Consider the following 25,531-nt stretch of genomic DNA (forward strand, 5'->3'; position numbering starts at 1 on the left):
AGTCAGCCTCTCATTTGCTAAAATTTAGTCGAACTCAAATAAAGTATCTTAGGAGGTTTTGCTATGGGAAAACTGAAGATAGTGCTGGATAGCACCTCAGATACACCAAGAGAATGGTTTGAAAAGTTCGACTTATCAATGGCTCCACTACATATCACCTGGCCTGACGGTTCTCAGGAAGATGATTCTCGTGATATTGAGGAAATAAGGAATTTTTACAAAAGAGTGTCTCAGGCAAAAGATTTACCCAAAAGTTCCCAACCATCAGTTGGTGAATTTTTAAAACTTTATGAGCAACTTGAAAAAGACGGTTACGATGAAATCTTGGTGATATGTATATCCAACAAGCTTTCAGGCACATATGACTCGGCACTCAGCGCGTCACAACAAGCGAAAATTCCGGTTCATGTTGTCAACAGTAAAACTGCTTCTGGTGCGGTTCCATTACTTGCAAGACGTGCAAGAGAGCTGGAACAAAAGGGTATGAACGGAACTGAAATAACCCGAATTTTGAACGAGGATATTGAAAAAGGAAGATACAAGGCTATATTTTATGTTTCGAATTTCGATTTTCTTGTTAAGGGTGGACGTGTCTCCAGAATGCAGGGATTTTTCGGATCACTTTTGAGTATTCATGTTGGCCTATGGATTGATCCCGAGGGTAGATTGACACCTTTTGAAAAAGCAAGAGGCACAAAAAGGGCTCAAGAGATGCTTATTAAAAAAGCACTTGATATGGTTTCTAAGGGTTCGAAAATTAGATTAATTATGGTTGATGCCGATGCTCGCGAAGATGCCAAGCATCTACTAGAACTTCTTAGAGGGTATTATCAGGTGGTTGATGCTACTTTCAGTGAAATGGGAAAAGTTATAACTACTCATGTTGGGCCTGGTACAGCAGGGTTCGGCCTGGAGGTTGTTGAATGAAATATCGTTTTTCAGTTGCGCTATTCATCGCAATCGTGGTTGTGCTTGTGTTTTTGCTATATTTGAGAACGCCACATCCAGTTGTTTTGTTGTTTGATGATGGCCAGACTGATTTTTATCTGGGCGTTCGTGAATATTTAGAGCGCAACGATTTTGAAATGGAGATCGTCTCAGTTAGAGTTGATCAACCAATGGCAAAATTGGAAGAGGTGATGAAGAAGTACTCAAATTCTTATGCAATAGGACCGAGACTCAGCACAGAAGCATTGAATATAATTTCTCTTCTCGAGCGGTACAATATTTTTGCAATAGCCCCATTAGTAACTTCACCTGAAGTTATTGGAAAAAGTGAATATTTAATGACGCTAAGCTCCTCAGATGAAATACAAGTTTATGAGATATCTAAAAGGTTGGAAAAAGATCAGGTGAAAAAATTGCTGGTTGTTTGTGATGAAAAAAACCCCGTTTACAGTGAAATTTTTGCAAAAATCTTGAAGAATACAGTTAAACGTGCTGAAATTCAGATTGTTTTTATCAATTCTGTCGATGAACTGGTTGAATATCCATTTGAAAACTTTGATTCAATGCTTTTAATTACCGATGGAATAGTAGCTGGAATGATAGCTCAAATGGCTTCGAACAGAGGATTCAGCGGAAGGATATATGGATCGGATTATACCTTTACAGACGTTCTTTTTGAAACTGGGCTTGATTCTATTGAAGATATGATCGTTTACAGCCCATTTGATTTTTCAAAAATGAGAGATTCAGGTTTTTTAAATCTCCAGCAGGCTGGAGCTTATGATTCATTGATGATTATTCATAATTTGTTAGCTCAGAGCATTTTGCCCAAAGAAGCTTATAGTTATTTAGTTGGAAGATCATTCGATGGTGCAACAGGTTCATTCACAATCGAGAAAGATCTCTCAGCTTTGAGAAAAACAAATTTCCTGATAGTCAAAGGTGGAAAATTCGAACCCGAGCTCGACGAGAGGTGAAAGAATGCAACTTATCAAAATTGCAAACAATATCAACAAATACGGCCTGATACTCATTTTATCCCTGATTTGCGTCTTCACAATTGGCTTTTTTATGATTTTTCAGAACATCCATATGTATTATTCAAGAACATATCTGCAAGCTGAAAGCAAGCTGGTGGAAACAACAATAAACGACGTTATTGAAAGCAAACCGATTTCTGGTGTTGTTATTCGAGAATTGAGCAATAATCTTGTTGATAGGGCTACGGGTATAGACCTTTCAGGTGTTCTGTCTTACAAAAATCTTCCCTGGCTCGTTGCTAACCCCAAGGGCTTGTTTTTAACTGAAAACAGTGCTAAATTCATCGTCGCAGAAGGTGAAAATTTGTTATTTGTTGAAATTCCTCAGAGTTATTTCACAAAAATCCTTACAAGTGAGCTTTCTATAGTAATGCTTGCGAACGCTGACGGTGTTGTTGTAATTTCATCAGATCCGTCATTCGCGGGTATGAACATCGGAACAAAAAGCCGGTTTGCAAAATTAAACAAAATCACAGGATATCTACATATGGAAGATTTTTCCATAGCTAATGCTAAAGGTGCTGTCTTTATACCGATGCGAAGCTATCTTTCGGTTATATTTCCTTATTTGATGATATCTTTTTCAGCATTGGCAGGTGTCGTGATATGGTTGTTTTATTTCAGCAGATTCACAAGAAAACTCATCGGCGCCACTTCATTGATTGTTGACAATATAAATAAAACCGCGACGCTCGCGAGTAAAGGAAAAGATGCGAACTACATTCCTGTAAAAACAAACATAGAGGAACTCAACGAACTTCAGGAATGTTTTGTGAGATTGATCGAGATGGAAAAAGCATCTCAACTCGAAATGCAAGCAATGATGAACAGTTTACAGGATACAGTTAACGAGCTTGAAGAAACGCAAAAAGTTCTTCAGGAGAGGAATCTTCAAATTATATCCACTCTTGCTGAGGCAATTGAGATAAAAGACACCAGTACATATGGCCATTCAGACAGGGTCGTTAGCCTTGCATTGGAGTTGGCTAAGGAATTGAGCATAACAGACCCGGCAGATCTTGAAGCAGTTAAATTTGGTGCATTGCTTCATGATGTAGGAAAGATAGGTATACCAGAGCATATATTGAACAAACCTGGCCGTTTGACATTTGAAGAATTTGAAATTATGAAGAAACATCCGATATACGGCGAAAAGATTATCAAAAATATATCAGGCTGGGATTTAGTTGCAGATGTTGTAAGACATCATCACGAGAATATAGATGGTTCTGGTTATCCAGATGGTCTGAAAGATGGCGAGATAAGCATCAGAGCTCAGATAGTTTCTATAGTGGATGTGTTTGCTGCGCTTATTGAAGAGAGGCCTTACAGATCTGCCATGAGTGTGGAAGAAGCGCTCAGAATTATGAGCCAAGAAATGGTGGGAGTAAAATTTGATCCCAAACTTTACGAAGCCTTCTTAAGAGTGTTAAAGAGAAGTTTTAAATTGTAGAACGGCAGAACCGATTTGGTATCCTGTGGTATAATTAAATCAACGGGGGCGAACGGTTTCGACGGGTTTGAGATCCCCCAGGAAGCGAGTCGAGGTCTCCACCACCTCGTAAATAAGGTGGAACAAAAAAGAAGTGCCAACAACGAACTTGCGCTTGCTGCTTAATAGATAAGCAGCCGTCCTTGCCGGGTCTGGCTGGTGCCTGGACAAAGGGCGTGAGATAACCAGCCTACCGCCTGGAAATTTGCTCTTCGTTTCCAGACGGGAAGCTGAAGAAGAGCTGTGGTTTGTACAACCTGCCTGCGGGTAGTACAAATCAAGATCGAAACGCAGGCTGCACTCGGAGATGCCTGGGGGTACTCATTCCCGGACGGGGGTTCGATTCCCCCCGCCTCCACCAGGGTTTATTCATACCTCAAAGCTTCAACAGGGTTCATTTTTGAGGCTTTCATTGCGGGAAATACGCCAAAAGTTATTCCTACGGCAGTAGAAATTGCTACAGCGATCAAGACAACAACAGGAGTTACTGCTGTCTGGATTGATCCAACCACGGCTACAAGTCTCGATAGCAATATTCCAGCAACCACGCCTATTATTCCGGCAACAAAGGTTAGTATTATGGACTCGAGCAAAAACTGCATCAATATATGTCTTCTGTTTGCACCAACTGCTTTTCTCACGCCTATCTCCCTGGTTCTTTCTGTGACAGTTACAAGCATTATGTTCATTATTCCTATACCACCAACGAGCAAAGATATACCCGCTATACTGCCAAGCATGAAACTGAGAAGTGCCATTGTTTGATTCACAGTTTCGAGCATTGCCTCCTGACTCACAATTCTGTATTTCTCTGTATCTTGAAATTTTGAAAACATCACCGCATCTATTTCATTTACCGCCTGAGTTGCAACTTCTTCTGAGCTTGCTTGAGCCACGATGGAAGAAACATAACTTCTTCTGAATAGACGTTGCTCCGCGGCTGAGAAAGGAACTATAATCGATCTATCTGGATTTATAAATAACAGCGTTCCACTTTTCTCAAGAACACCTATAACTCTAAAATTCTGACGTGTTGACTGACTTGCTATTTTTATTGTCTTTCCTATGGCATCCCCATCTGGGAAGAGTTCCTCTGCAACCTCTTTTCCTATAACTGCTACGCGTTTCCTGCTATTCTCGTCGTCATCTGTAAAATATTCTCCCTGTGCAAGCTGAAGATTCATCATGTTAAAAATATCTGGATACACAGCCAGAACTGTCGACATTGTGTTTTGTCTCTCGTACTGGGCGATGAAATTACCCTGCTGAAGAGGTGTGACATACACAACAGACGGGCAAAGCTGGACAATTTTATCTGCATCATCTTTTGTCAAAAGATCTGAATCAGAAAGGCTTGTCGAGACCCTTCCTCCGCCGCCCCGGGTAAATCCAGGCGAGACCATTATCAAATTTGAACCAATTGCAGATAAATTTTCTCTGATGCTTGCGCTTGTGCCTTCTGCAACGGAAACAACGGCTATAACAGCTGCAACTCCTATAATGATACCTATCATGGAGAGAGCTGTTCTCATTTTATTTGCACTTATAGACCTGAAAGCTTCTTTAAGCATTTCCAACACTTGCTCTCACCTCTTGTGAAACTATTTTGCCATCTCTCATATTTATTATCCTGTCTCCCTGTTCGGCCACTTCTGGATCATGTGTTACGACAACGATAGTCAATCCCTGACTATGAAGATCTGAAAATATTTTCAATATTTCTTCGCCACTTTTTGTATCCAGATTACCTGTTGGTTCATCTGCGAGTATTATTTGTGGATCATTGGCAAGAGCTCTGGCGATAGCTACTCTTTGCATCTGCCCCCCTGATAGTTGCGTGGGTTTGTGTGACATTCTTTCAGAAAGTCCAACCATTTTTAGAAGCTCTTTTGCTCTTTTTCGCCTTATAGCTCGAGGAACTTGGGCATATATCATGGGGAGTTCTACATTTTCTATGGCTGTAAGGCGTGGAAGAAGGTTAAATTGCTGAAAAACAAACCCTATCATTTTATTTCTTATTTTTGCAAGCTGTGCGTCGCTTAGTTTTGACACTGCTACATTTCCTATGTACAGTTCTCCAGAGTCCGGTCTATCCAAGCATCCCATAAGGTGCATTAGAGTGCTCTTTCCGCTTCCAGATGGTCCCATAATTATGAGATATTCTCCTTCGAAAACATCAAGATTAACTCCATCCACTGCTTTAACTAAATTGTCTCCCATTTTGTAAGTTTTTCGAAGGTTTTCAACTCTAATGACTGTGTTCAAAGTTCACACCTGCCTTTCATGGACGTGGAGCTGGTCCTCCCATGAATATTCCCATGTTTCTATTGTTAGAATTGCTCGAACTACTTGATTTATTCACAACAATTGTTTCTCCCTCTTTCAATCCATCGAGCACTTCATAGCTACTCGAAAGTTTATCGCCAACAGTTATCTGCCTTTTTTCTGTCGATGTTCCATTTTTAACTGTTACGTAGGCTTTTCCATCCTCAAAACTAATAGCAGCTGATGGGACCGTTATCACACTGGTTTTGTTGAGCACGACTATTTCAGCTTCGCACGAAAGGCCAGGAATGATCTTTTCCATGGCTTCTTTTATTTTGGCATAGTTAGGTGATGTTTCGCTGGGTGTTACTAAACTCAGCTTTATTGGTATAGTAACGATACCACTCGATGTTTGTGCTTCACTGCCAATGTAAGTAACTTTGGCAGGGAAAGATACATTTTCGAATGCGTCGAAAGATACTATTGCTGTTTGTCCAATTTTTACCTTTGAATAATCCATTTCTTCAACAGCAGCAGAGATGTAAAGATTATTTACATTGACAACCTTGGCGACAACGTCCACTGTTGTGCCTTTTGAAACATAATCTCCTACTTTAACACTAAGGGACGTTACAACACCATCTACTAAAGAGGTTATCTTGCATCTTTCCAGGTCTCTTTTGGCAATTTCCAGCTCCAGCTGCCGCTGTTCTATCAGGAGCTTTGAACCAGAGTTTTTTGCAGTTTCGTAATCCTGAAGAGCTTTTATATATGTCAACCTGTAGTCTGAATCATCGAGTTCAACCAAGACATCTCCAGCTTTAACACCATCTCCTTCTTCAACATAAACTTTTTCAACAACACCACTAACAAGAGCTTTTACTTCGGCAGAATCTTCGGCTTCAACAGTCCCGTAAACGGTTATTGTATCAACAATATTTGTTTTTTGAACGGTGTATTCGATAATTGATTGATCAACATCGGATTGTTGATTGTTATTGCTACAGGAAGAAAAAAGAAAAATAATTGAAATTAAAATGAATGTGTACACAAAAGATTTTTTCATCTCACTTACCTCCTGCAAGCTGAACGAGATCGAAACCAAGTATGTCGAGCAAGTTGACTTTGGCGATCAACAAATTGTAATTTGCTTTGAACAACTCAAGCTCCGCATCTTCGAAATCTAACCTCGCACTTTCCAGATCTGTTTTGGCTACGAATGCAGAACCTTTCAGCAATCGTTCATACTCCATTTTTTTCAACTGTAGGTCGAGCTCGGCCACTTTTTTGGAAGATTCGGCAATTTTTATCGAAGAATAGGCATTTTTCAGAGCTTTTTTAAGTTCATCTGTCTTTTCATCAAGTACGCGCTTTTGAAGTTCGTATTTCTTGTTTATAACTTTATAGTTGTAATCCTTTTCTCCACGATCTATGATGTCATACCCAAATGAGAAACCAAGCGAAAAGGCAAAGTCATCGTCTTTCTGTTTAACCTGAAAAAAAAGCTCGGGGTTCGGTATCCACTGCTGATAGCTTCTCTCACTTTGACGCTTTGCTATTTCAGCAGATAGAATTTGAGCGTTCAGATCAAGCCTTGACGTAATAAATTTTTCTGCTTCTTCCATAACAGGCAAATTTGATGTAATTCTCTCAAGACACGCAATCATTGTATTAAGTGTATCAGTTGAATATTCTGTCAATGTACTTGACAGGTTCTGGCTAATTTCTTCAAGTTGCTGTGTCATATCATAGATATTTCCCTGGATTTCAAGAATATCTTCTCTTGAAGCTGTACCGGATTCATAGGCTTTTTGCAAGGATTCAAATTTGTCTTGAAGGATTTCTATTTGCTGTTTTGTTATATTCATTTTCTGGTTGTAATAGTGATAGTTGAAAATATCTTCCACGAGATTCAAAAATACTTCGTTTTTTGCTGAAAGAAGATTCCATGAGGCTGTCGCAAAATTTGCCTCGTTTTCTAATTCAGTGATATCAAAGTTTGAAAATAATTCCCTCGATATTGTTAAGCTCCATCCTTTTTCTTTCCAATCGTTGCTGGAAAAATAGTAATACCAGGCATTCGAAATTTGAACGTCAAAGCCTGCGATATTTTCAAAAGTGATTGAGAAAGGTGCCACGAAAGAACTGCTTGCATCTCCCGTTGAACTTATGTCGGTTTCTAAACCCGCATTGCTAACGCTGACATATGGTATGAAGAAATTTTTGTTTTTTGATCTGTTGAATTCAGCTTCTTCGTAATCAAGGATGGCTGATAGATAACTGCTGCTATTTTCCAATTGCTGCTCTACAAGATCGGTAAAACTGGCAAATGTGAACAATGGAACAAACAAAAGCGCAAGAACGAGTTTTTTCATCGTTTATCATCCTCCCAAAATCTGGGATAATGCTTGCACATAGTCAAGTTCTGCATCTATGAAGATCGAGCATATGTTCTCTAAGAGAGATTTTACGTAAGTTATAAAGGTTTTCTGGGCGTTGAAATACGAAATTTCTGCGTTTAGAAGATCTTTTTCTGAAGAGACGCCCGCATTGTAATTACTCTTTGTGCTTTCATATTCAAGTCTGCTCGCCTCAAGTCTTTCTTTCTGCGCTAAGATATTCTTTCTGATAGTTTCAATATTTTGCAGTGCGGTTTCGTAAGATTTCTTCGTGTCATTTTGTGTGTCTTTTAAAGTATTCTGACTGCTTTTTAAAGTTCTTTCGTACTTACTTTTTGTGTATTGAGAAGGATTGACCAGCCCATCGTAATTTATCTGAGCTATTTGAACATTAAGATCTGCGATTTTAATGGAAAGAGATTTTTCCATCAACTCATCGAGCGATGGCAATGTTATATTCAGTACAATATCTGGGAGATCTTTAAATTCAATCTCTTTTCCAAGCATATTTTGAAGGTCACGCTTTGTTTGTTCTAACGAAAGTTTTGCCTCTTCCAATTCCGCAGTTGCTTCAAGTTTTGTTGCGCTTGCCTCCTGCAATTCTTGAAGTGTAGCAACACCTGTTTTGTAAAGGCTTTGTTGTTGATCAAAATCAATTTCGGCGATCCTCAGATTATCCTGCGCAACCTGCAGGGCAAGTTGATTTTCAAACACACCGAAGTATGCATCAAAAAATTCACTCAGAAAATCTTTTATTGCCGTGTTGTAGCTCTGCTTAGATTGTAACCAGCTTAGTTCAGCTTCAAGCTGGTCGAGTTTGTTTTTTGCTTCAATGGTTGCTTTTTCATAGTCGCTCTTTGCTTGCTCAAGCTCGAGAGTCGCATTCAGATAAGACGGGGTATTCTGCTTTGCAAGTTCCAGAACGTCTGTAATCTGTGAAAAAGCGAGAATGGATAAACACACAACCGATACTATCAAGAATTTTCTCACAACACAACCCTCCATTCATAAATCTGTCTCAAAATTAATTGAATCATATGTGATCATTTTGCTTTAGAGTTTCTAATCTTTTTCTAATCTTAGCCGGCGCCTACTCGACTACCGCCAGCGCCTCCACCTATTCCAGAACCATGGGAACCACCTGATCCTCGAGAACTGGAACTTACAGTTGATGCAGCTATGGTACGAAAAGAAGAAATCTCGTGAATAATAACCGGGTTTATGTAAGCAGTTCTTGCTACAGGAGTTGCTGGTGGTTCTGGGTAGAGTTTTTTCAAATTGTCAATCACTTCTCTGGCTATTCCAAGAGTCGTGGCGTAAATAATATAATCATCCCATATTGCTAATGATTGAGGAGGATAAGTTGAAAGCAGGGAGAAATCCCTGAGAAATTTTTCAAAGTTTTTCCACCTCAGATAATATATCAGCCCTTCTGAACTCCACCTGGAAAAAACGTCTTTTCGCATGGCAATTATTACCAGTCCTATACCAGATGTCAATATCATCAACAATGATACATAGCTGTTGACAATTTCAAAACCAGGTTCATAGTATCTGTTGAGAAAAACAATGCTCAACAGTGGAATAATTACTCCAAAAATAGTCGCAAAAGTTTTGGCAATGACATTTCCTTTTGAATCGAGATATTTTCTTTCATCAACATTCTTTTTGATTTCAGCTCGCCACTGGTTAATTTTTTTCAGAAAATCCTGGGCTTTTCTCTGATTCTTAAGACCTTTTTTGACATTTTTAAAATCGATAACCCCATCTGTTTCAAATATTCTGAAAGCGTCAAAAAGTGTTTTCCTGTTTGAGTTCGGGTTGAGAATTCTGAGACCAGTGATTTGATGATTTCCATCTTCCACAAACTGAATGTCCCCTTTTTTCACAGAATCAAGCACAGCAGCGGCAATTGCATCATCGCCGGGAAGTGAACAGATTGTTTTAACCACACTGTTCACCAGCTCTGGCAAGTCCTTGTATGGCAACTCTCTTTCATACTCTGCATCGTAAGCAACCGGATTTTCCCTGCCGAGTTTTCTGTATATGAATATTGGAATCAGCAATACGAGCAGAACATAGGTAATTGATCCAGAAACATAAAGAAAAACACGCCTTGAATAGAGAGCTTCAAGGTCTTTTACGTCTTTCAATGTCAAATTTTTCATGAAATAATCCGTACCTGTTTGACTTAAACCAGGAAAAACAAAACGCCCCTCGACAAAACAGTCTTTCGGTATATTCCTAAATTCAAATTTATAGAGGTTACTTGCTATCTCTTTGCTTTTGAATTGAAGGCCCCATGGATGATGGTAAATCAATGGTTCACCAAAATTGAGAGGAAACGAAACCTGCACATTGAGAACTTTTGTTCTTACAACTGTGCCATGACCAACATATTTTATAAAAAGCTGAGTGAAATCAGATCCCTCTATGAGAATGTTTTCAACGGTGTACTTAAAAGCGACTTTAATAATCCGATTGTCTGTTACTGGTATGTAATCTTCCATAGATCTGCTGAACAATATTTTTGTGCTGATGCTGTTTTCGGTTTTTTTGTCATAAGAAATTCCACCAAGCACTGGAGGTCCTTGAAGGATATCAATTTTGAAATTTCTAATTTTCATGGGAGCTGGTAAATCAATCGCATAGGTTACATATCTGAAGGGTTTTTTCATTTTATAAGTCACAGTTTCTGTAATATCTGCATAACCATTTTCATGGACTTCAATTGAATAGGTTCTTTCAGGAAGTTCAAAGATAGCACCGCTATAATTGGCCATCATGAGAAAAACAGATAAAACCACCGCGAAAATAATACCAGTAATTACAGCTCTCTTCATTGGAGCACACCTCCCGGGTGCTCCAATAATATCACGGGTTATATTAGTTCATCGAGAATTTGCTTTGCTTGTTCGTAGCTGAGTTTTCCTGATGCGACGAGTTTTAATATCTTTTTCTCTATATTTTCAGTCCTCTCAGCACGATTGGTAGATTTTATACATACATCACCAGAGGCACTGCTCACAGTAATTTTCATTTTCCCATCTCCAAAGATATAATCTCTTCCCTCCCGCGTGTAACCAATATTGGTTGTTAGATCACCACTCGCTGTCCTCATAGATAGTCTCAAATCCGGGATGCCTGCGGTCTCGACAGTAAGATCGCCACTCGCAGTGCTCAAAATCCATTCGTAATTATCACAGTTCAATCCTTTAACTAATAGATCCCCACTTACGCTGGTGAAAACCGCTTTTTCAAGTCTGGATGAACTAATTGTGACGTCACCAGAAACTGTTTTAATCTGGCATTGTTTGCTGTAGACATCATCAATTGATAGATCACCTGAAACTGTTCTCAAAGATAAGTTGTTCACTTTTATTGTTTTTACTTCGACATCCGATGAAACGCCATTAAGCGATAATTCCATCAGTTCATACGGGGCAGCAATTATTATTTCTCCATTTGAGCTTTTGAATCCAAAATCGAATACATTGAAAAGATTGTTTTCTTTAAGAGTGATTGTCAGGACATCATCTTTAAGTTCCAGGTCAGGCTGGCGTCCTGTATAAGATATATATGTTTCTAAAGGATCGGATCCCATTATTGTAACGTTGCTGCTCACAACTTTTACAATTAATTTTTTCACGCTTGAAAAATCTACTTTTTGTTTTTCCATATTCTCTCCTCCTAAATTCCCATGAAAATGACTATGACCCATATGACAACAGCTTCACCTATCAAATAAATTATTATTGGCACGATATTTCCTACAACCAGAAATAGCGCATAAAGTCCGACAAAGAATGAATACACGATCGCAATAGACTTTACCCTCATTTGAAGTAACTTCGAGCCTATGTATATCAGCATCAAAGCGCCAATAATGGCAAGTATTATTTTCACTCTCTCAACCTCCTGATTTTCTCAAGAGCTTCCTGAGCAGAGATTTCTCCTTTTTCAAGCTTATCAAGCAATTCATCTACCTGTTTCTCTTCTGCAACTTCTTCTGCTTCATACCCAAGTGTCTTAACAATTCCCTCAAGCCTTGATTTCGCTGTTGGATAAGATATCCCGAGTTCTTTTTGAAGATCGCTCAAATTACCTCTGGCTTTGATAAATATTCTCAGAAAATTAAGCTGATCCGGCGTAAGTCTGAAAAATTCTTCCAATTCGAATCTACCTTTTATAGTTGTACCGCATGACGTACAGTTCAGCTCGGTGACGATCAAATTTGAACCGCAGATGGGACATTTTGATATAACGCGTGCCATTGAAACATCTCCTTTCATTTTTTTCAAACAGAACTAAATATATTTTATATTTAGAGTAAAAATTTGTCAAGGTCATCTTTATGTAACAAAATTTCCCCTACACCATGTTAAGGCTTTGGTAAAATGTTCTGGGAGGGATTAATTTGTATCAAAGAGTCCTGGTTAAATTGAGTGGGGAAGTCATGTGTGGGGAAGGTTCGAGGGGTTTTGATCAAAGTAACATAAATTATCTTGTCCAGCAGATTGCACAGATTGTTGATTACGGAGTTAATGTTGGAATAGTAATAGGGGCAGGAAATATATTTAGAGGAGAAGAACTTTCCGAAATTCCGCATTCGCTTGCTGATCAAATTGGAATGTTGGGAACAGTTATAAATGCTCTGTATTTGAAAGGTTCTCTTCAAAAAGTTGGTATAAAATGTGTTGTGGTTTCTCAGGTGACATCTTTACCATCGATTAGACCTATTCATTATGATGATATAAATCTTTACTTTGATGCAGGTTATGTAGTTATATTTGCTGGAGGAACGAGTAATCCGTTTTTCACAACAGATACTGCTGCTGCCCTTAGAGCTGTTGAAATGGGAGCAAATCTCCTGATAAAAGCAACTAAGGTTAATGGTATTTATGATAGTGATCCAAAGAAAAACAAATCTGCCCGAAAGCTTGATAAAATTTCTTACTATGATGCAATATCGCGTGGTCTCAAAGTGATGGATATGGAGGCTTTTTCAATATGTGGAAGGTACAAATTGCCAATAGTTATTTTGAACTTTTTCGAAGATGGTTCGTTGCTCAGGGCTGTTCGCGGAGAAGATGTTGGTAGTATTATCATGCCCGATTGAAGGAGGTGTAGGAATGTACAACGAGATTGTTGATGTTAAAGCAAGAGAAGTTCTTGATTCACGCGGCAATCCAACTGTTGAGGTTGAAGTATTTCTTGAGGATGGAACACAGGCGTCGGCTATAGTTCCGTCGGGTGCATCAACAGGAAAATTTGAAGCTCTTGAACTTAGAGACAAAGAGAAAAGGTATCTTGGCAAGGGTGTCCTGAAAGCTGTCAAAAATGTAAACGAGATTATCGCACCAAAAATCATTGGAATCAATGTTTTTGAACAGGTTTTAATTGACCAGACTATGCTTGAACTTGATGGGACTGATAACAAATCGAAACTTGGTGCAAATGCCATATTAGGTGTCTCTATGGCAGTTGCCAGAGCTGCTGCCCAAAGCCTTTATCTTCCGATGTATCAGTATCTGGGCGGGCCAAATGCAAAAGTTTTGCCAGTACCGTTTATGAATGTAATTAACGGTGGCAAACACGCTGACAACAATCTTGATATCCAGGAATTTATGATCGTTCCAGCTGGAGCACCTTCATTCAGTGAAGCACTCAGATGCGGAGCAGAGGTTTTTCATACTTTGAAGAAAATATTACATGGTTCCGGGCATGTAACTTCTGTTGGAGACGAAGGCGGTTTTGCACCAAACCTTTCTTCCAATGAAGAAGCTATTAAAGTTCTGATTGAAGCCATTAAGAGTGCTGGTTATGAGCCCGGTAAAGATGTATTCATTGCACTTGATAGCGCTGCTTCTTCTTTCTATGATGCTGAGGCAGGAAAATACGAAATCGACGGAACTAAGAAAACCACAGAAGAACTGGTTGATTATTACACAAACCTGGTGAATAAATACCCTGTAATAAGCCTGGAAGACCCTCTTGATGAGGAAGACTGGGAAGGTTTTGTAAAACTCACTGAAAAAATAGGGAAAAAGGTCCAAATAGTAGGAGACGATCTGTATGTCACGAATGTAAAAAGGTTGCAAAAGGGAGTTCAGATGAAAGCAACCAATTCCATATTAATCAAATTGAATCAGATAGGGACTGTAACCGAAACACTCGATACAATTGAATACGCCAAACAGCATGGTATGACATGTGTGGTATCACACAGATCTGGAGAGACGGAAGACACATTCATAGCAGATTTGGCGGTTGCTACAAATTGTGGAATGATCAAAACAGGTTCACTCTCAAGAAGTGAGAGAATTGCCAAATACAACAGATTGCTGAGAATTGAGGAAGAACTCGCCGAAGCATCTCAGTACAAAGGCTTGAATGCTTTTTATAGCATCTACATCTAAATAATGTTGTCTAAAACAACAAGCGCGGCATGCATGCCGCGCTTTATTCAGCGGGTGATGAAATTATGGAAAGAAACGATATTTCATTAAGAGCAGGATGGATAGGGGTTTTTGCCAATGCCTTTTTAGCAGCACTTAAAATATTTGTTGGATGGTTTTTTAATAGTACTGCTGTGCTTGCAGATGGTATTGACACGGCAACAGATATTTTTACATCGCTAATAACCCTGATTTCGAGCAGAATATCAAGTCGTCCACCTGATGAAACACACCCTTACGGCCATGAAAAGATAGAGGCAATTGCCGCAAAGATAGTGTCCTTTGTAATTTTTTATGCCGGGGCAAGTTTGATGGTTTCTTCGCTCAGAAAGATTTACTTGGGTCAATATACTGTTATTATAGGTGTTTTGCCAATAGTTGTTTCATTGATATCGATAGCTGCCAAGACGTGGCTTTTTATCTATAAATATAGAGTTGGCAAAAAAATAAAGAGTTCTGTCTTCATTGCTGATGCTCTTAATATGAGGAATGATATACTCATATCTTCTACAGTATTTGTGAGTATTATTCTTAGTAAATATGGACTTCTCTGGGTTGATGGAGTTGTTGCGTTGATGATTTCTGCAATGGTAATTAAAACCGCATTCGAGATATTCAGGGAAACAAGTTATGAATTAATGGATGGAATGGCAAATCTTGATATATACAATCAAATATTCAAGGCTATCGAAACAGTTCGAGGAGCTTTTAATCCTCATAAAGTTCGTGTAAGGCAGGCTGGTTATAAATATTTTGTTGATATGGATATTGAAGTTGACGGGAAAATTTCTGTCCAGGAAGGCCACGAAATAGCAACAAGAGTAAAACATGCTATAATCAAACAAAATGACAGAATAGCTGATGTGATGGTCCATGTAGAGCCAATCGGTAATGTTGAAAAAGAAGCGTATGGACTTAGCCAGAACCAGATAAAAGGGGGTATAGACTCTGATAATCAAAGGTGAAAAGATTGAACTAAGACCTGTTGAACTTTCTGATCTTGAACAGTTGCTGAATATTAATGACGAAGAGGTCAGGGCTAATCTTTTGTCAAGTTTTCCGATCAACAGACTTAGAGAAGAAGAATGGGTAAAAAATCTTTACGCAAATCAACGTGATATCGTTATGGGGATTGTTCCATTTGAAGGAAAGAAGCTTGTAGGAACAACAGGATTACATGGCATTGACTGGGTGAACAGAAACGCAGAATTCGGAATAGCTATAACCGATAAAAACTACTGGAACAGAGGTTTTGGAACAGAGGCAACAATACTCATGTTGAAATATGCTTTTGAATATCTCAATTTGCATAGAGTCTCGTTGCGCGTTTATGAATACAATAACAGAGCAATTCATGTTTATGAAAAATGCGGTTTTATTCGCGAAGGAAAATTGAGGCAGGCAAGATATATGAAAGGTAAATATTATGATGTCCTTGTGATGAGTATCCTCAGCGGTGAGTATTTTCAGCGACAATCAATGCACTGACCAGTGAATTGATGAACTCTACATATGTTCTGGAATTCGATGCCAGCACATCTATTTCAACAACCGGCAATTTTAATTGTTGTGCAAGATTTATAACTGTAGAACTTTCGATACTACTTTCGGTTATTATGTAACGAATTTGTTTTTCTTTAATGAGTTTGCTTACCTCATTTATTTTTTTCGTAGTCAAACCTTCTTCATGGCCGCTTTCAAGAAAAACGATATCGCCCAGATCAAACCTTTTTGCAAAATGTATCAGGGCTGGATGAAGTTCAAGAAGCGTCTTTTTTCTTAAAGGAGAGAGTTTTTCATACCACAGGCTCAAATTAGCGAATACTTCATCGGCAAAATTTTTCCAGTTTTCCCTGAGAATTTGTGAAAACTCTGGATATGTTGAGGAGATCTCTTTATATACTTGATGTGCAAACAAAACAGTATACACTGGATCAAGCCACAAATGCTGATCTTGCTTTGACGCTTGTTCAAAAATTCCGTCAGAGAAAACCATAACTTTTTCCGGGAATAGTTCTTTTGCTTTATCAATCCATTCTTCAATACCAGATAGTACTATTAAATCGGCATCATAAAGTGATTTGACATCGCTGACTTTTAGCTGGTAGAGATGAGGGTTTGTATTTTCCATCAATACTCTTATTTCAAATTGCGATCCACAAATACTTTCGAGCACAAGCGCCAAAGGCTTTATTGACGTTACTATTGTTTCTGAAAGAGCTGACGTTGATATAAAGATCATCAGAATTATTAATAACAAAAATTTTTTCATGTGGTATCTCTCCAAGAAAGACACACACCTCTGGTGGAGCCGATGGGACTTGAACCCACGACCTCTACCGTGCCATGGTAGCGCTCTCCCAAACTGAGCTACGGCCCCAGCTGTTATTATTATACAGCCATATGCTTAGTTTTTCAAGTTTGGGATCAACATGGCATATTTTCCAAAAGATAGGTTTATACAGATGTGCATGCACATTACCCGGGTAACTTCTTCCAATATATAATATACGTTTTTTAAAAACGAGTGGTAGAGCAAAAACGCTGATAGAAAGCTGGTAATTGGCTAAAATCAAAAGAGTTTCTTTCACCATAACTACATTTCTGTGTTATTTAACTGTACTGTTACTTGTAATTTTGAAAATTGATAATTTTGATTCTTTTGATGTAAGTTAACTCTGATCTGATACAATTCAACCAGGGGGTGAAGGTATGTTTTTCGCTAATTTTACTCTTAAAACAGAAGATGAAAAGCTGATTTCGGAGAAAGATTTTATAGGTAAATATACAATTTTGAGCCTTTTTCGAGAATTGGATTTACCAAATTTCATACATTACGCAGCGGAACTATCAAATTTCGTGGAATGGTTCGAGTTGAAAAACGCTCGAGTTGCCGTTGTTTTATCATGCCCGGCTGAAAAACTGAAGCAAATTAAAACCACCTGCAAGCTGAGAATAGAACTTCTCTGTGATGAAAATGGTTCTTTAATGCAATCAGTGGATAATTTGAAAGATAAAAAAATCTCACCGGCAACCATTATATTAGACAGATGGGGCAGGGTTAGAAAGATGTTTGATGAAATTTGCTTAGATTCACTCAAAGAAGAATTTGAGCAAATCATTACTGACGATAATACTTTGAATCCATTGATTCAATTGAGAAGAGCTAAAAGATCATTCAGTCAGGAAAAAGTCTCGAGAAATGCATTAAAAACAATCATATCAGCGGCACACCTTGCTCCATCATGTGCCAACAAGCAGCCATGGAGATTTATTGTAATTGAATCCAGAGATTTTCTCGAGAAAATTCATAAAGCACTGTCAGGCGGTAATTATTGGATGAAAAATGCACCGGCGCTAATTGTTGTTTATTCAAAAAAAGATCTGGATTGTGAACTATCTGATGGAAGAGATTATTTTCTCTTTGATCTTGGTCAGGCCGTTGCTCTTTTGCAAATTCAGGCTACCCAGATGGGGTTGATAGCGCATCCTGTAGCTGGTTTTGATCCGGTTTTAGTAAAACAGGTACTCTCAATTCCTGAAGAATACACAGTTATAACCATATTAGCAATTGGTTATCCATCAGGAAATATCTCCAGCCTGTCTGAAAAACATCAGGCGATTGAATTTTCCTCTCGAAAACGCGAAAAACTCGATAATGTTGCAAAATTTATTTGATTCTATACAAAGGTGGTGATGAAGATGAACAAGCAAGATAAACCCAAGGATCGAGAACACTGGGCAGTGGGTGCTATGACATTGATTGGAGTAGGTGTTGGTTTCATCTTTTTGCAGAGGTCTGTTATGTGGTTTGTTGCCAGCATTTTGATAGGTATTGGTTCCGGATTGCTTATAAGTGTTATCCTTTCCAGAAAAAATTCGTGATCATTTAACATGATTACCAGCAGAAATCACCCGCTTCTGTGAATGAGTAAAGAAATGGGTAAAGAATTTACTAAAATTAGCATGTAAATGGTAAACTTGCAGAAAGAACAACCCTTTGAGCGTGAGAAATAAGTTACCTTGACCGCGAAATTTCCGCTTATATTAAGTTGGGGCAGTTTACAGAAAGTCAACTCCCCACCGCTTGTAAAAGCGGGGGCTTGAAAAGCTTAGTTGACTACCCTCAGCCACATAAGTGGCTACGTTAGACAGGTACACCCTATGATGCTGCTCAAGTTCCAGGCTCTGTCGTGCAGGTCTAAACAGTCCTGAGGGGTAGGGGCAGTGGCAGACATAACAAGCCTGTCTAACATTGAGGATGAGCACCTTACAGGGATAATCCCTGAGTTATCGTCAAAAGACGATAAACCATTAATGCCAACAAAAAGACATGGCAAAGTAAGAAGACTACTAAAACAAGGTTTTGCAAAAGTTGTTAGAAGAGAACCATTTACAATTCAGTTGCTGTATGACACAACGACCTATACGCAACCTATTACAGTTGGGGTAGACATTGGCTCAAAAGTAATCGGTGTTTCAGCCATAACAGACAAACAAGAATTATTTAGTGCAGAAGTAGAACTGCGACAAGATATAAAGAAACTGCTTTTAGAGAGAAGAGAGTATAGAAGAAACAGAAGATATAGACAACCAAGATTTCTAAATAGAAAGAGACGAAATAATTGGTTGTCACCAAGTGTGCAATGGAAGGTTGATGCACACAACAGACTTGTTAACTTAATAACCAAGATACTACCGATTGCAAAAGTAGAAATAGCACCGTTTGATATACACAAAATAGTCAACCCTGACGTAGAAGGCAGTCAATATCAAGAAGGTCCACAAAAAGGGTTTTTCGATGTAAGAGAATATTGTTTATGGAGAGCAGAATATAAATCAGAACTATCAGGTAAAAAAGGTATACTTGAAGTCCATCATATCATTCCAAGAAGCCAAGGTGGTACTGATAATCCTTCAAGCTTAATAGTTTTAACAAGTGAAGAACACGAAACTATTCATAAGGGTGAACTTGAAATACCAAAAAGCAAATTGAAGAAAATCAAAATCTTGAAAGATGCAACACATGTATCTACAATAGGCTGGTATATAGTCAATAGACTTAAAGGGCACTATTGCGTTGAAGTAACATACGGCAGCATAACGAAAGTAAGGAGAATAGAACTTGGCATAGAGAAGACACATAGAAACGATGCATTTGTAATAGCAGGTGGTAGCAAAGATGTTAACAGAACAACTGAATGGTACTTTGGGAAATATTTCAGAAGACAAAACAGGTCATTACACAAAGCAAATCCAATCAAGGGTGGAATTAGACCATTAAATACCATAAAAGAAGTCAAGGGATTTAGGAGATTTGACAGAGTAAGATATAACAATTAAATTGGCATAATTTATGGTTTGAGGAGTTCTGGGTATTTTGATATACGTACATTGAGTGGGGAAAAAAATTCATTCATCAGCAAAGTATCAAGACTTAAAGGTTATTGAAAGAGCAAAGACGTTAATATTGGAAAGGAGGAATCAGCGCACTTTTCTTCATCTTAAAGAAGATGGAGTTTCCTGCGCTGGTTTATGATGAAATTTGTCCACTGCGATCGTCTATCTTATTTGCCATAAACAAGGTTAGTCACATGCTAGTTGACCCAAATTGGAAAAAGCCACAGCAGCTTCAAAAAACTCAAATGAAGGTCTGTTATTTGATGCTTCGATGCAATAAGGATGTTAGGAATCTTTTCTGTAATTATTCCTGGCAGCCCCACGGGGAATCGAACCCCGACCTTCGGACTGAGAATCCGATGGACTAGCCATTATCCTATGGGGCCGCACTAAAAAATATTGTATCATAAAATCAAAACCATGCAAGAAGGAGTTTATTTTCAAAGGTTCATATCTTGCGAAAGTTCTCTAAAATATCTTTGAACATTGTCTATTCAGATAGAAAATACAAAAATTGCTTGGTCCAAAACAGAGATTTGCAGAACAAATAATTTGCCAGACGGATTGAATTTTCTGTATAATTTCTCCGTTGGTGGTTGATACTTTCTGTATTTGAAGAGCTGACCCAAAATTTGTAAAAGCCAAGGTGAGTTGGCTTTTTCCTCATTTCTGTATTTCTCGAGCGATTGTATATTTTTCTTCTTGGCATATTTTATGAAATCTTCAACTAAGTTAAGGTCAGGTATTTCATATTTTCTGTTTTCACAATTCTTTGAACATCTTTTCTTTCTTACAAGGTGCAAACAATAAAACTGGATTTATTACAACCACGATGCTCCGAGAAGAGACTCCACTGCTCGGCTACCTGTAATAAGATTCTATCTCCCACAAATTGTAGAATTCCATTTTCACTTCGTAAACTTTATGAAAAGTATTTCAACATCTCCATAAAAGCTGTTATTTATCATTGAAATTGGCCCTCTATATTGCACAATAAGTGCATTTCTAATATCTCAAGCCTCCTTTTTCAGGTCATATAGAAATTTTCCACCATGCTCGATCCAGAGGCAATCTGGTGATTGAAAATCTTCTTTTTTGATTGATTTTGGATCCAGATATGACAATCCAACAGCTTCGCATTCTTCTTTTGGTATAGCGGTGGCTAATACCACATTAAAGGCAAATTCCTCTTTTCTCGTTGCTGGATCGAATTTGCCATCTCCTCTAACATTTATTACATGGGATGCTACATTCAAATCAAATTCTGGATGAGTTTTCAGAAATTCTTTTACGTAATCTTTGCAGTGATATCCAACAGCGCGTATGGCCTTATCCATTTGTTTGTTAGAATGAAAGATGCGAATATGCGGTGCATAAATTATGATTTCTCCACCGGGGACTATCACACCTGGCTTTTGCAACTTATAACTTCCCTTGCCTGCCGTCCAGATTTCATCATAATTTTTTCCAATGACCTGAACGGCTTTTTTCACAGGTTTGTCCAGATATATGATATGTATCTTTTCGCTTGCCCTTACGGCCATTTCATAGGCCTTTAAAGCACCTTCATACCCAGATCCTGTGTACAGGCCTTTTGGAACAATCCCGTGATCAGTTTCCTCATAAACCATATTGAAGAAAATTATTGGGGAACGAATTTTTTCGAAAGCTACCCTGCAGGCCTCGTTAATAACATCTCTGGCAGGATTGCTCAACGAACCTATGATCCTTGGAATGCCGATCAATACAGCTGCCCAATGAAACAAGCCAACAACATCTGGTCCTGCAATGCCTGGTATTATTGATTTCAGTCCTCCTGAAAATCCAGTTGATTCATGTGGTGAGGTTCCACTCAAAACAATTATCAGATCATATTTTTCAAAAAATAATTTGTTCAGAGTGATTGGTAATGGTTGTTTCAGATCACCAAGAGTTTTTTCACTCACAAATTCCCTGCTCAGAAAACCCACATTGACCAATGCATCCGGATTTGCATATTCGTGATTGAAAAAAGTGAATTCTTCTTCAAATAAGCCGAGCTTCTCTCTAATCTCAATTTCACTCATTGCGCGATGAGTGCCGCTCGCGTTCAATGTATGGAATTCCTTCATTCCCATGGTTTTAAGTTGTTTATATATAAGTGGAACCAGTTTATCTGAAAAATCCTGACGTGTGTAATCTGGATGTATGAGTAAGACCTTATTTAATTTCATCTCATATAGCGTATTTTCAACCAGATTGGCTATTTTTTCCAGACTCAATTCTCCCAGAAGGTTTTCTACCATCTTCATTTCCTCACACCCCAGAATAGGCATTGAATCCGCCATCAACTGGTATGATTGCCCCTGTCACGAATTTTGAGGCATCTGATGCAAGCCATACGCAGGCACCTATCAAATCCTCTGGATCGCCAAATCTCCCCATCGGTGTGTGATCAATTATTGCCTTGCCACGTTGCGTGAGATTTCCTCTTTCGTCAAGCAATAAATATCTGTTTTGCTCGGTAAGGAAAAATCCAGGTGCGATGGCGTTCACCCTTAGTTTCTTGTTGTATTCCATTGCAAAATGAACAGCAAGCCACTGGGTGAAATTACTCACAGCAGCCTTTGCCGCAGAATATCCTACCGTTCGTGTAAGGGGTCTGAATGCTGCCATCGAAGAGATATTTATTATTGAGCCCCCCTCCTGGTTCTTAGCCATGAATTTTCCAAATATCTGGGATGGAAGAATAGCCCCACCGAAAAGATTTAATGAGACCACTTTTTGCAAAGCATCCATAGGAAGATCGAAGAAGCTCATCTCGGCTGATGTGGTTGCCTGTGGCATATTGCCTCCAGCCGCATTGATGAGCACGTCTACTTTTCCAAAGTCGTTCAAAATTATTTCTGATGTTTTTCTGATACTTTCGACATCAAGTGCGTCCATGTAATAACCTTTTACAATTGCACCATTTTTTGAAATTTCTTCAGCCCTGGTTTCTGCGTTTTTGATATCACAAAGAGCAATCTTGGCACCAAAATTTGCCAGCCCTGTTCCTATTGCCGAACCAAGTATCCCTGCTCCTCCAGTTATTACAACTACTTTTTCCTCAAGACTAAAGATCTTGAAAGCATTTTTCATTCACCACACCTCCCTAATTTTTCAATAATTCAAGATGTTTCCCCAGATGATCTCTTATGTGTTTGTAGTGCAGAAATTCATTTTCATGAAGAATTCTATAGATTTCATCTCTGAACAGATATTTTCCATTTATTTTTTCTGTCAGAACTGAGCCATACGTTATATGTATCAATTGCCGTACTTCTGGTATGTCCAGCAGATTAACAACTTTGCTATCTTCAACATTGTCAACATCAGGTATTTTGTTGATATCGGCTGTTACATGGTAAGAAGTGTTATCTTTTTCAAAGCAAGTGAGTGCGTATTTGTGTATATTTCTATACAAAGATGGTGAAGCTTCCGCGACAGTCCTGATGGCTTCCAGATAACTTGTTCCAGCAGTTTTCACGTGCAATTTTCCGTCGCAGTAATGTGTAAAAATTCTATAAACACTGAATTTATCACTTCCAGAGTGTAGTGATAACCGGTACCCCGAAAGTGACTTTACAATCTCACAGTGCATGGAAAGCTCCGATTCGAGAACCGACAAATCTCCAATGTAATCAATTGCTTTCTGCCACTGCCCTACGAATCTCAAAGCAAGGGTTTGAAAATCTACCCCCCTTCTTCTGAGTTCATGTACTATGAAAATATGTGCTAATGGAGAAGTGGGAATAGATGTTTCATCGATTGAAACCTCAAAATCAAAGTTTTTCTTGGTGTTTTTGATGGCTTCATAGCACTTTACTACGTGCTCTATGGCATCTACATATGTTACAAATATCCGGAAAAGCTCTTTATCTTCCATCGTGAATTTGCTTTTTTCGAATGAGAAAACTTTTCCTGAGTAAATCATCTCAATTTCTTTCCTGAGAGGGTGGGATTTATAGAATTCAACGAGCTCTCCTTGATTAATTTTATCTATGTTTTTAACGTGATCAGATGGATCTACAGTGTACATGCTATAACCTTCGTATGCTGCTTGCATCAAATCGTTAATGTCTTTTACATGATCAGCATCGGCACCAAATTCTCCTTCATAACCGCTTTCAAATATTCCCCAGATTGCGCTGTCCAATACATCTTTGAAATTCCTGTGTGTTCTCGAAAGTTCTCTCACAGATTGCTGTGCCAGCACTGGAAAAACATCATATTTATTGATCAGAGTAGTATGCGCCGGTGTAGCCAGTCCTAACCTATCACCAAATCCAAAAGATGTGTTTTTCTTGCAAACAGATGGGTTTATATTGAATAAAGTCCTTATTACCTTACAGTTATAATCGTTCGTTGGGCACATCAGGATATCTAAGTCGTTGATCCTGCCTATCTTTTTACCCTCAAATTTTTCACATATTCCCTTTTTGGCTATTGAAATCAAATATTTTTGCCTTTGATCCCTTATCATGAAAAAAAACGATTTTTCTAATTTTCGGATAGAACTGTAATAGATTTTGTATTTGCCTTTGAATAACTTTTCGAACTTTTCAACAATATTCTCAGCCATTGAATTAACCCCCTTCACACTTTATACACTTTTATGCCTTTTTCCAGAAGAAAAACTTCGTATTCTCTTGGAATTTCCTCATCGGTTATGATCCCATCTATGTCCTCCGGTAAGGCGAAAGAAGCGAAAGCATTGCGGGCAAATTTTGTGGAGTCAGTTACTATATAGACCTTCGAGGCGCTGCGAATCATTGCTTTTTTCACATCTGCTTCGACCACGCTTGGTGTCATAAAACCTTTCTCCACGGAAAAACCTGTGGTACCCAAGAATGCTTTATCGACGTTTATTTCCTCGAGAAATCTAACAGCCCACGGTCCCACTAATGACAGGCTATTTTCCCTGACAACTCCACCAAGTACAAGGACCTCTATCCCAAGTTCTATTAATTTTCCCGCGATAAATACATTATTTGTGACTATTGTAACCATTGACAAATCTGCTTTTCTCAACTCGAATGTTGCGTAATAATTAGTACTGCTGCTATCAAGAATGACCGTATCACCGTCTTCTATCAAAGATATTATCTTTTTTGCTATACGCTTTTTTTCATTTTCTCTCTGATGTATTTTCTTCAAAAAATTCCATTCTGATCGAGAGTGATCGGGTAATATAGCTCCTCCGTGAGTTCGCACCAGTATTCCGTTAGCTTCGAGAAAATCAAGGTCTTTTCTAATAGTCACACTGCTGACCTTTAACTGTTTTGTCAGTTCACTTACAGTTACTTTTCCTTTCTTTCGTAAAAAATCGATAATAAAACTTCTTCTTTCCTCTGTAAACAATTAGACCCCTCCAAATTGATAATATCAATATAGTTTATGAAAGTCAAATTCGAAACTATACAAAATTATATGAAAGAATAAGCAAGTCTGATGTGTAAAAAGGATAATTTTCAAAACTGTCAAAGTTGATTATATGTAGATTTTTCA

At 38.4% G+C, this 25,531-nt stretch carries 24 protein-coding genes, 2 tRNA genes and 1 other RNA gene; 11 read left to right on the forward strand and 16 right to left on the reverse strand.

Annotated features, from left to right (window positions below):
- Window positions 1-63: 63 nt before the first annotated feature.
- The 4 genes from TEL01S_RS04010 to ssrA all read left to right on the forward strand — a co-directional run bounded on the left by TEL01S_RS04010 (window position 64) and on the right by ssrA (window position 3,841).
- Window positions 64-927: a DegV family protein gene (locus TEL01S_RS04010; RefSeq protein WP_012002851.1), complete on the forward strand. Its 864-nt coding sequence runs from the start codon at window positions 64-66 to the stop codon at window positions 925-927.
- On the forward strand, window positions 924-1,925 hold the full coding sequence (locus TEL01S_RS04015) for an ABC transporter substrate-binding protein (RefSeq protein WP_012002852.1): 1,002 nt from the start codon (window positions 924-926) through the stop codon (window positions 1,923-1,925). The genes TEL01S_RS04010 and TEL01S_RS04015 overlap by 4 nt, the downstream gene beginning before the upstream one ends.
- 4 nt (window positions 1,926-1,929) lie before the next feature.
- Complete coding sequence (locus tag TEL01S_RS04020) at window positions 1,930-3,441, forward strand: HD-GYP domain-containing protein (protein WP_028843314.1); 1,512 nt, start codon at window positions 1,930-1,932, stop codon at window positions 3,439-3,441.
- Between the two features lie 44 nt (window positions 3,442-3,485).
- Window positions 3,486-3,841: a transfer-messenger RNA gene (gene ssrA / locus TEL01S_RS10835) on the forward strand.
- Between the two features lie 4 nt (window positions 3,842-3,845).
- Here the strand turns inward: ssrA and TEL01S_RS04025 are convergent.
- The 9 genes from TEL01S_RS04025 to TEL01S_RS04065 all read right to left on the reverse strand — a co-directional run bounded on the left by TEL01S_RS04025 (window position 3,846) and on the right by TEL01S_RS04065 (window position 12,418).
- A complete protein-coding gene (locus TEL01S_RS04025) occupies window positions 3,846-5,051 on the reverse strand; it encodes an ABC transporter permease (protein ID WP_228369047.1) in 1,206 nt (401 codons plus the stop codon).
- On the reverse strand, window positions 5,044-5,745 hold the full coding sequence (locus tag TEL01S_RS04030; protein WP_012002855.1) for an ABC transporter ATP-binding protein: 702 nt from the start codon (window positions 5,743-5,745) through the stop codon (window positions 5,044-5,046). The genes TEL01S_RS04025 and TEL01S_RS04030 overlap by 8 nt, the downstream gene beginning before the upstream one ends.
- A gap of 16 nt (window positions 5,746-5,761) precedes the next feature.
- The gene (locus tag TEL01S_RS04035; RefSeq protein ID WP_028843312.1) at window positions 5,762-6,811 is read right to left on the reverse strand and encodes an efflux RND transporter periplasmic adaptor subunit; all 1,050 of its coding nucleotides are present in this window, start codon (window positions 6,809-6,811) and stop codon (window positions 5,762-5,764) included.
- Between the two features lies 1 nt (window position 6,812).
- The gene (locus TEL01S_RS04040) at window positions 6,813-8,120 is read right to left on the reverse strand and encodes a TolC family protein (protein ID WP_028843311.1); all 1,308 of its coding nucleotides are present in this window, start codon (window positions 8,118-8,120) and stop codon (window positions 6,813-6,815) included.
- A gap of 6 nt (window positions 8,121-8,126) precedes the next feature.
- A complete protein-coding gene (locus TEL01S_RS04045) occupies window positions 8,127-9,134 on the reverse strand; it encodes a TolC family protein (RefSeq protein ID WP_012002858.1) in 1,008 nt (335 codons plus the stop codon).
- An 89-nt stretch (window positions 9,135-9,223) separates the two neighbouring features.
- Window positions 9,224-10,987, reverse strand: a complete 1,764-nt coding sequence (locus TEL01S_RS04050; RefSeq protein WP_012002859.1) for a DUF2207 domain-containing protein — start codon at window positions 10,985-10,987, stop codon at window positions 9,224-9,226.
- A gap of 38 nt (window positions 10,988-11,025) precedes the next feature.
- Entirely contained in the window at window positions 11,026-11,823 is a 798-nt protein-coding gene (locus TEL01S_RS04055; RefSeq protein WP_012002860.1) for a DUF4097 family beta strand repeat-containing protein, read from the reverse strand.
- A gap of 11 nt (window positions 11,824-11,834) precedes the next feature.
- Window positions 11,835-12,050 carry a hypothetical protein gene (locus TEL01S_RS04060; protein ID WP_012002861.1) on the reverse strand — a complete coding sequence of 72 codons (216 nt, stop codon included), beginning with the start codon at window positions 12,048-12,050 and terminating at the stop codon, window positions 11,835-11,837.
- Complete coding sequence (locus TEL01S_RS04065; RefSeq protein ID WP_012002862.1) at window positions 12,047-12,418, reverse strand: DUF2089 domain-containing protein; 372 nt, start codon at window positions 12,416-12,418, stop codon at window positions 12,047-12,049. The genes TEL01S_RS04060 and TEL01S_RS04065 overlap by 4 nt, the downstream gene beginning before the upstream one ends.
- Window positions 12,419-12,561: 143 nt before the next feature.
- Between TEL01S_RS04065 and pyrH the strand changes: the two genes are divergently transcribed.
- The 4 genes from pyrH to TEL01S_RS04085 all read left to right on the forward strand — a co-directional run bounded on the left by pyrH (window position 12,562) and on the right by TEL01S_RS04085 (window position 16,090).
- Window positions 12,562-13,263 (forward strand): UMP kinase, encoded by a 702-nt coding sequence (gene pyrH / locus TEL01S_RS04070; RefSeq protein WP_028843310.1) that lies wholly within the window; start codon window positions 12,562-12,564, stop codon window positions 13,261-13,263.
- A 13-nt stretch (window positions 13,264-13,276) separates the two neighbouring features.
- Window positions 13,277-14,563, forward strand: coding sequence for a phosphopyruvate hydratase (gene eno, locus TEL01S_RS04075; RefSeq protein WP_028843309.1), 1,287 nt, complete (start codon window positions 13,277-13,279; stop codon window positions 14,561-14,563).
- A 65-nt stretch (window positions 14,564-14,628) separates the two neighbouring features.
- A complete protein-coding gene (locus TEL01S_RS04080; protein WP_028843308.1) occupies window positions 14,629-15,567 on the forward strand; it encodes a cation diffusion facilitator family transporter in 939 nt (312 codons plus the stop codon).
- 4 nt (window positions 15,568-15,571) lie between these two features.
- Window positions 15,572-16,090, forward strand: a complete 519-nt coding sequence (locus tag TEL01S_RS04085) for a GNAT family N-acetyltransferase (protein ID WP_228369048.1) — start codon at window positions 15,572-15,574, stop codon at window positions 16,088-16,090.
- Here TEL01S_RS04085 and TEL01S_RS04090 read toward each other — a convergent pair.
- Window positions 16,053-16,874 carry a metal ABC transporter substrate-binding protein gene (locus tag TEL01S_RS04090; RefSeq protein ID WP_028843307.1) on the reverse strand — a complete coding sequence of 274 codons (822 nt, stop codon included), beginning with the start codon at window positions 16,872-16,874 and terminating at the stop codon, window positions 16,053-16,055. The two genes, TEL01S_RS04085 and TEL01S_RS04090, sit on opposite strands and share 38 nt — an antisense overlap.
- Window positions 16,875-16,905: 31 nt before the next feature.
- A tRNA-Ala gene (locus tag TEL01S_RS04095) sits at window positions 16,906-16,982 on the reverse strand.
- 332 nt (window positions 16,983-17,314) lie between these two features.
- Here TEL01S_RS04095 and TEL01S_RS04100 point away from each other — a divergent pair.
- The 3 genes from TEL01S_RS04100 to iscB all read left to right on the forward strand — a co-directional run bounded on the left by TEL01S_RS04100 (window position 17,315) and on the right by iscB (window position 19,945).
- On the forward strand, window positions 17,315-18,280 hold the full coding sequence (locus TEL01S_RS04100) for a nitroreductase family protein (protein WP_028843306.1): 966 nt from the start codon (window positions 17,315-17,317) through the stop codon (window positions 18,278-18,280).
- Window positions 18,281-18,304: 24 nt separating this feature from the next.
- Entirely contained in the window at window positions 18,305-18,487 is a 183-nt protein-coding gene (locus TEL01S_RS04105) for a hypothetical protein (protein WP_038051184.1), read from the forward strand.
- Between the two features lie 342 nt (window positions 18,488-18,829).
- Window positions 18,830-19,945: an RNA-guided endonuclease IscB gene (gene iscB / locus TEL01S_RS04110; RefSeq protein ID WP_232504374.1), complete on the forward strand. Its 1,116-nt coding sequence runs from the start codon at window positions 18,830-18,832 to the stop codon at window positions 19,943-19,945.
- 368 nt (window positions 19,946-20,313) lie between these two features.
- Here iscB and TEL01S_RS04115 read toward each other — a convergent pair.
- From TEL01S_RS04115 to TEL01S_RS04140, 5 genes are all read right to left on the reverse strand, one after another.
- A tRNA-Glu gene (locus TEL01S_RS04115) sits at window positions 20,314-20,388 on the reverse strand.
- 627 nt (window positions 20,389-21,015) lie between these two features.
- Complete coding sequence (locus TEL01S_RS04125) at window positions 21,016-22,293, reverse strand: lactate racemase domain-containing protein (protein ID WP_144313072.1); 1,278 nt, start codon at window positions 22,291-22,293, stop codon at window positions 21,016-21,018.
- A gap of 4 nt (window positions 22,294-22,297) precedes the next feature.
- Entirely contained in the window at window positions 22,298-23,122 is an 825-nt protein-coding gene (locus TEL01S_RS04130; protein WP_028843303.1) for an SDR family oxidoreductase, read from the reverse strand.
- Window positions 23,123-23,135: 13 nt separating this feature from the next.
- Window positions 23,136-24,605: a tagaturonate epimerase family protein gene (locus TEL01S_RS04135; RefSeq protein WP_028843302.1), complete on the reverse strand. Its 1,470-nt coding sequence runs from the start codon at window positions 24,603-24,605 to the stop codon at window positions 23,136-23,138.
- A 14-nt stretch (window positions 24,606-24,619) separates the two neighbouring features.
- Window positions 24,620-25,384: a DeoR/GlpR family DNA-binding transcription regulator gene (locus TEL01S_RS04140; RefSeq protein ID WP_028843301.1), complete on the reverse strand. Its 765-nt coding sequence runs from the start codon at window positions 25,382-25,384 to the stop codon at window positions 24,620-24,622.
- Between the last annotated feature and the right edge of the window lie 147 nt (window positions 25,385-25,531).

Origin of the sequence: Pseudothermotoga elfii DSM 9442 = NBRC 107921 (genome assembly GCF_000504085.1) — a bacterium.
GTDB classification, from domain to species: domain Bacteria; phylum Thermotogota; class Thermotogae; order Thermotogales; family DSM-5069; genus Pseudothermotoga_B; species Pseudothermotoga_B elfii.

What these genes read in the sequence shown, in the direction of transcription:
- eno (WP_028843309.1), top strand. Translation starts at nt 13,277, where the DNA reads ATGTACAACGAGATTGTTGATGTTAAAGCAAGAGAAGTTCTTGATTCA.
- TEL01S_RS04065 (WP_012002862.1), bottom strand. Translation starts at nt 12,418, where the DNA reads ATGGCACGCGTTATATCAAAATGTCCCATCTGCGGTTCAAATTTGATC.
- TEL01S_RS04135 (WP_028843302.1), bottom strand. Translation starts at nt 24,605, where the DNA reads ATGGCTGAGAATATTGTTGAAAAGTTCGAAAAGTTATTCAAAGGCAAA.
- TEL01S_RS04050 (WP_012002859.1), bottom strand. Translation starts at nt 10,987, where the DNA reads ATGAAGAGAGCTGTAATTACTGGTATTATTTTCGCGGTGGTTTTATCT.
- TEL01S_RS04015 (WP_012002852.1), top strand. Translation starts at nt 924, where the DNA reads ATGAAATATCGTTTTTCAGTTGCGCTATTCATCGCAATCGTGGTTGTG.
- TEL01S_RS04105 (WP_038051184.1), top strand. Translation starts at nt 18,305, where the DNA reads ATGAACAAGCAAGATAAACCCAAGGATCGAGAACACTGGGCAGTGGGT.
- TEL01S_RS04100 (WP_028843306.1), top strand. Translation starts at nt 17,315, where the DNA reads ATGTTTTTCGCTAATTTTACTCTTAAAACAGAAGATGAAAAGCTGATT.
- TEL01S_RS04040 (WP_028843311.1), bottom strand. Translation starts at nt 8,120, where the DNA reads ATGAAAAAACTCGTTCTTGCGCTTTTGTTTGTTCCATTGTTCACATTT.
- TEL01S_RS04130 (WP_028843303.1), bottom strand. Translation starts at nt 23,122, where the DNA reads ATGAAAAATGCTTTCAAGATCTTTAGTCTTGAGGAAAAAGTAGTTGTA.
- TEL01S_RS04080 (WP_028843308.1), top strand. Translation starts at nt 14,629, where the DNA reads ATGGAAAGAAACGATATTTCATTAAGAGCAGGATGGATAGGGGTTTTT.
- TEL01S_RS04055 (WP_012002860.1), bottom strand. Translation starts at nt 11,823, where the DNA reads ATGGAAAAACAAAAAGTAGATTTTTCAAGCGTGAAAAAATTAATTGTA.
- TEL01S_RS04025 (WP_228369047.1), bottom strand. Translation starts at nt 5,051, where the DNA reads ATGCTTAAAGAAGCTTTCAGGTCTATAAGTGCAAATAAAATGAGAACA.
- TEL01S_RS04020 (WP_028843314.1), top strand. Translation starts at nt 1,930, where the DNA reads ATGCAACTTATCAAAATTGCAAACAATATCAACAAATACGGCCTGATA.
- TEL01S_RS04035 (WP_028843312.1), bottom strand. Translation starts at nt 6,811, where the DNA reads ATGAAAAAATCTTTTGTGTACACATTCATTTTAATTTCAATTATTTTT.
- TEL01S_RS04010 (WP_012002851.1), top strand. Translation starts at nt 64, where the DNA reads ATGGGAAAACTGAAGATAGTGCTGGATAGCACCTCAGATACACCAAGA.
- TEL01S_RS04125 (WP_144313072.1), bottom strand. Translation starts at nt 22,293, where the DNA reads ATGAAGATGGTAGAAAACCTTCTGGGAGAATTGAGTCTGGAAAAAATA.
- TEL01S_RS04090 (WP_028843307.1), bottom strand. Translation starts at nt 16,874, where the DNA reads ATGAAAAAATTTTTGTTATTAATAATTCTGATGATCTTTATATCAACG.